Source organism: Aquabacterium sp., from assembly GCF_041915145.1.
Taxonomy (GTDB): domain Bacteria; phylum Pseudomonadota; class Gammaproteobacteria; order Burkholderiales; family Burkholderiaceae_C; genus Aquabacterium.
The window spans coordinates 1-4,908 of record NZ_JAYSBZ010000126.1 but is presented as its reverse complement, the minus strand read 5'-3'; the positions used below and the strand labels follow the sequence as shown (position 1 = coordinate 4,908).

Genomic DNA, 4,908 nt, shown 5'->3' with positions numbered 1-4,908 from the left:
GGGAAGGGCGTCAGCGACCACGCGAAGTTGAACTCGCCGAAGCCCACGCCCGTCCACGGCACCATGCGGATCAGCGCGATCGTGTCCGACCAGATCTTGAAGCGCGAGCTCGAAATGTCGCTGCCATCGTGCAGGCGCGCCTCGGCGCCAAAACTCACGGCGCCAACGTGGGCCAGCAGCGCCATCAGCGCCCAGCCGGCGGCGTACATCAGCGGCAGCGCCCACAGCGCGTGGCGCAGCGAGCGCGGCAGGCTGCGGTCGAGCACACCCCAGAGCACCATCGCCGCGAGGCCCAGGTAGGCGGTGCGCGAGGCGGTGAGCACCATCGCGAAGACGAAAACCGTCATCAGGCTGATCGCCAGCCAGCGCCGCAGCGTGCCGTGCGCCGCCAGCCACACTGCGGCCACGCAGCCCCACATCAACAAGGTGTTCAGGTGGTTGGGCTGACGCAGGTTGCCCACCGCGCGGCCGACGTAGGTGGTGGCGGCGATGACATTGCCGTTGCCCAACTTGCCCGGCAGGCTGGGCGCGAACACCTGCACCAGCCCGATCACGGTGCCCATCACTGCGGTCAGCATCAAGGCGGCGCAGGCGGCTTCGAAGGTGCGGGGGCCGTCGCCATGCGCGGCCGCCAGCCAGCCAATCATGAACACCAGCAGCGCGGCCAGCAACAGACCCAGCGCCGACAACGCCAGGTTCCACGGCAGGCTGCCCCACTGCGCCGACCACACGGCGCAGGCGATCAACACCAGTCCGCCGCCCGCCATCGCCCAGGCGCCCACCGAGCCGGCCGATGCGGCAGCCGACCGCGCCCGCCGATCCAGCAACTCATTGCCCAGCACCGCGCACCAGATGCCCCAGCCCAGCAGCGACAGCGCCTGGTTGAAGAAGGTGGCCGAGGGCGACTGGTTGAACGCCAGCAGGGTGGGGACGCAGATGGCGAGCAGGGCGAGCGCCAGCGGGCCGGAGGCGAGAGCAGGGGAGGGAGAGCGCATCGTGCGATTGTCGGTTGCCAGGGGTCAACGAAGACAGGCGGCTCAGAAGAAGCCGTTGGCGGCCAAGATACCGAGCGGTTGCCCTTGTTCGTTGAGCAACATCACCCAATCTCCCATCCGCGACTGGATCGGCAGAAAGCGTGCGGACGTGGCAGCTGCGTGGTGCTCACGCAGCGCGGCTTCGATGTCGGCCCGGCGTGTCGGGTTGCGCTGGATCAGCGTTGACACCGGCTGGGCTCGCTGCGCCGCCCGGGCTTGCGCATCGGCGTAGGGTTGCCAGTAGCTGGGGCGCTGGCCGACGTCGTAGCCTTGCAGTGACAACTCGATGCTGCGCAGCTTTTCGTCGCCGGGCTTCGACTCGCGTGCGCTCATCAGCTGCGGGCCGAGCCAGGGCAGCTGCCGGTATTCGGGACGCGCTTGGGGCAACTCGGACAGCAGCACATCGTTGGCCGACACGATCTTGAAACGATCGACCTCGAAGACCAGTCCGACCGGGCGTGCCACGAAAGCCGTGTGCATGCCATAGCCCAGCGCGCCGAGTTGCAGCGCGCCGATGATGGCCAGATCGCGCCGCAGCTCGGTACGCGGTTTGGTGGGGTTGAACACCACCAGTGTCAGGAGCGGGCCCATCACCACATCGACCGAGGCCATCAGCACGAACAGATTGCGTCCGCCCGACATCGCGCTGTATTCGTGGGGGTACCACACGCCGAACACGAGGCCCGCCACGGCGGCGGCGACGAGTAGCGACAAGCCCAGGTGCAGCAGCGACGCGAGGGCTTTGGCTTTCCAGAGGGGAGTGGATGAGTTCATGGCGCAAGATAGGCAAAACAGGGTAGGGCCATTGCGATGGCAGGGCGCCCGGCCCTCAGCGGCATTCGGTTGGCGCCCACTTGGCGGGCAGGGTGCCGCTGACCACCGGGGGCACTCCGTGGCCGGCGGCTGCAATCGAAGTGGTCGACGCGCAGCCCCACAGCAGCGGTTCGGAGCTACCGGTGGCGGCCACGGACTGCACCTGGATCGGGGCGGCTCCAGCGGCGATGACGTAAGGCGTCAGCGTCAGCGTATCGGCCCCTGGCGTGACACCCGCTTCGGGCGTGAAGGTGATGGTGACCGTGCCGGTTTGCGCGTCGATCAGGATCGATCGCACATATTTGCTCGACAGGCCGTTGCCCCCATTGCGCAGGTTGTGGGCTTGTGCGCGAGCGGCGAGCGCGGCGGCGTCCACGCCATCGGCAACCGTGGCCTTGGCCTCCAGGGCCAGGAGCAGGCCTTCGGACACCCGCGAGCGGACGCGGTAGTCGGTGTAGCTCGGCAGCACCAGCGTGGTCAGGATGGCGAGCACCGCGAGGGTGACCATGATCTCGATCAGCGTGAAGCCGGCACGGCGGGGGGGGTGACGGGCGGTGACGAGCGAGGAGGAGGAGGCAGGCATGGGCGGTATTGTGCCCAGCCCGACTCAACAAAAAAGGGGCTCTTGCGAGCCCCTTTCGTTGCAGCGTGTATCGCTTGAGCGATCAGCGGCATTCGCTGGGAGCGAAGCGGGCAGGCAGGGTGCCAACAGTAGCAGCGGCCATGTGGCGACCAGCAGAAACGGTGGCCGAGTCGCTGGCGCAAGCCCAGTCGATGGCACCCGAGTTGCCGGCGGTCAGAGCGGCACCCAGTTGCACGAACGCCGCGCCGGTGTTGATGTACGGGGTCAAGGCCAGCGTTGCACCGGCGCCAATCGATGTGCCCACGTTGGTGGCGTTGTAGGTCACGGTCACGACACCCGTTGCAGGGGTAATTTGAACGTCGGACACGTACTTGGTCACCACGCCGTGGCCGGCAGCTTGAGCATTGAACGCCGTCGCGGCGGCCGTCAGTTCAATGGCGGTGGCCGAGCTGGTGCCCACGGCGGTCTTGGCATCCTTGGCCATTTCCAGACCTTCCGTGATACGAGCACGGGTCTGGTAGTCGTTGTAAGCCGGCAGAGCGACGGCAGCCAGAATACCGATGATGGCCACCACGATCATCAATTCGATCAGGGTGAAACCTTGTTGCAGAGTGCGCTTCATATGGATGCTCCTAAAAAGGGTCCCGGCGGTTGGAAGGACATCTTCGTGTCGGGGTGCAGACATAGGTGCAGGTCGCGTGCCAATCGAAGCGGGGCGGGCAAGCGCGAATTTGTTCTCGTTTCCTCGCATGCCTGCTTGGGTGGGGTGACCACTTTGGTCAGCTCGGCTGAAATCGGGGCGACGTTTTTTGGCAACCAGGCCCCGAGTGACGTTTTGCGCGTGTAACGGCGCGTTTCGAGCGCGCCGCGTCCGCCACGTCTTTACAGCTCGAACGCCTGGCCCGAACGCAGGGGCTCGATGCGGTGGCGCGTGTCGATGGCGCGGATCTGGGCGATCACCGCGGCCATCTCGCCCGGCTTGGTGTGGGTGATGTGGACGCTGACGCTGCCGTCCAGCTGCTGCAGCTCGGCGGCCAGGGTTTGCGGCGCAAGGTGGCCGCTGATGTTGGCCAAGTGCTGCTCGTCGTCGCCGAAGGCGGTTTCGATGATGAGGTGGGCGATCGGGCGGCTGTTGAGCGTTTCCCACAGCGCCGGGTTGGGGCCGGTGTCGCCGCTGTAGATCCACCAGCCGGTGTGGTGCTCGGCCTCGCTGGCGTCGGCGCGCGTGCTGCGGCCCTGGATGGCGAAGCCGACGCCGGGCACGGTGTGGGCCGCCGGCAGCACTTCGATGCGGCGCTCGGTGTCGCCGCGACCGGGCAGGCTCAGGGTCTGGCCGATCTCGATCGGGTGCAGTTTCAGCAAGGGCTCCGCGGCGCTGGGCAGCCGGGTGAAGTCGGGCCAGATCACGCCATTGAAGATGTGCTGGCGCAGCGCGTCGAGCGTGGCGGGCAGGGCGTGGACGTGGATCGGGCGCAGCCCTTCGCGCGTTTGCCGCAGGCGGATCACGCTGTCGGCCATCAGGGGCAGGCTGAGCACGTGGTCGAGGTGCGAGTGGCTCAGGAAGATGTGCTCGATGCAGGCCAGCTCATCGAGCCGCAACTCGCCCACGCCGGTGCCGGCGTCGATCAGCACGTCGTCGTCGAGCAAGAAGGCCGTGGTGTGGCAGCGCGCCGCGATCGAACCCGAGCAGCCGAGCACGCGCACCTGGGCGCGGGCCCGGGCGGGGCCGCGCGGGGCCGGGGTGGGGGCGTTGCGGGGCGAGTCCATGAGAGACATTGTCGGGGCGCGCCTCAAGAAGTAAACGGTCGCTCCGCCACGTACTGGCCAGCGGTGTCAAAAAGTTGACACGCGCGGCGCTTACATCTGTGCACAAGCGCGGGTCTTGCCGTACAAGGCGGCGCGGCCCGCGGGGTCATGGCAGCGGGGTGTAGACGGTGACCGGCTCGGCGCGGCCGCGCACCTGGGCGCGCTCGACGCTGCGCCAGGGCAGGTCGGCGGTGTCGCCCTGGGCGGCCTGGTAGGTGGCCTCGCCGACCAGCAGGTCGATGCCCAGGCGGCGCGTCAGACCCTCGATGCGCGCGGCCAGGTTCACCGCGTCGCCGATGACGCTGTAGCTGCGGCGGCTGTCCGAGCCGAGTTCACCTACGCAGACGAGGCCCGTGTTGAGGCCGATGCCCATCTCGATTTCAGGCAAGCCGCGACGGCGCAGTTCGGCATTGAGGGGGCCGAGGGCGGCGAGCATGTCGAGCGCGGCCCGCACCGCTTGCGCGGCGTGGTTGCCGGACTCGATGGGCGCACCCCAGAAGGCCATCACCGCGTCGCCGATGTATTTGTCGAGCGTGCCGCCGTGGCGGGCAATGACGGCGCTCATGCGCGAGAAATACAGGTTGACCACCTCGCGCAGCTGCTGCGGCTGCAGCCGCTCGGCCACGCGGGTGAAGTCGCGCAGGTCGCAGAACATCACCGTCAGCTGCCGGT

Annotated in this window: 6 protein-coding genes; all 6 read right to left on the bottom strand. The window is 68.0% G+C overall.

Annotation, left to right across the window (positions count from 1 at the left end; translation table 11 throughout):
- Window positions 1-995: O-antigen ligase family protein (locus ACE3SS_RS14815; RefSeq protein WP_374595268.1), on the bottom strand; the 995-nt coding region annotated here is incomplete at its 3' end.
- Between the two features lie 42 nt (window positions 996-1,037).
- Entirely contained in the window at window positions 1,038-1,808 is a 771-nt protein-coding gene (gene tfpZ / locus ACE3SS_RS14810; protein ID WP_374595266.1) for a TfpX/TfpZ family type IV pilin accessory protein, read from the bottom strand.
- Between the two features lie 55 nt (window positions 1,809-1,863).
- On the bottom strand, window positions 1,864-2,430 hold the full coding sequence (locus tag ACE3SS_RS14805) for a pilin (RefSeq protein WP_374595264.1): 567 nt from the start codon (window positions 2,428-2,430) through the stop codon (window positions 1,864-1,866).
- Between the two features lie 82 nt (window positions 2,431-2,512).
- Window positions 2,513-3,052, bottom strand: a complete 540-nt coding sequence (locus ACE3SS_RS14800) for a pilin (RefSeq protein WP_374595262.1) — start codon at window positions 3,050-3,052, stop codon at window positions 2,513-2,515.
- A gap of 260 nt (window positions 3,053-3,312) precedes the next feature.
- On the bottom strand, window positions 3,313-4,197 hold the full coding sequence (locus tag ACE3SS_RS14795; protein ID WP_374595260.1) for an MBL fold metallo-hydrolase: 885 nt from the start codon (window positions 4,195-4,197) through the stop codon (window positions 3,313-3,315).
- A gap of 145 nt (window positions 4,198-4,342) precedes the next feature.
- On the bottom strand, window positions 4,343-4,908 hold a 566-nt coding region (locus ACE3SS_RS14790; RefSeq protein WP_374595257.1), incomplete at its 5' end, for an adenylate/guanylate cyclase domain-containing protein.

Bases quoted from the DNA above. Each gene is read 5' to 3' on its own strand.
- tfpZ (WP_374595266.1), bottom strand. From the start codon at position 1,808: ATGAACTCATCCACTCCCCTCTGGAAAGCCAAAGCCCTCGCGTCGCTG.
- ACE3SS_RS14805 (WP_374595264.1), bottom strand. From the start codon at position 2,430: ATGCCTGCCTCCTCCTCCTCGCTCGTCACCGCCCGTCACCCCCCCCGC.
- ACE3SS_RS14795 (WP_374595260.1), bottom strand. From the start codon at position 4,197: ATGGACTCGCCCCGCAACGCCCCCACCCCGGCCCCGCGCGGCCCCGCC.
- ACE3SS_RS14800 (WP_374595262.1), bottom strand. From the start codon at position 3,052: ATGAAGCGCACTCTGCAACAAGGTTTCACCCTGATCGAATTGATGATC.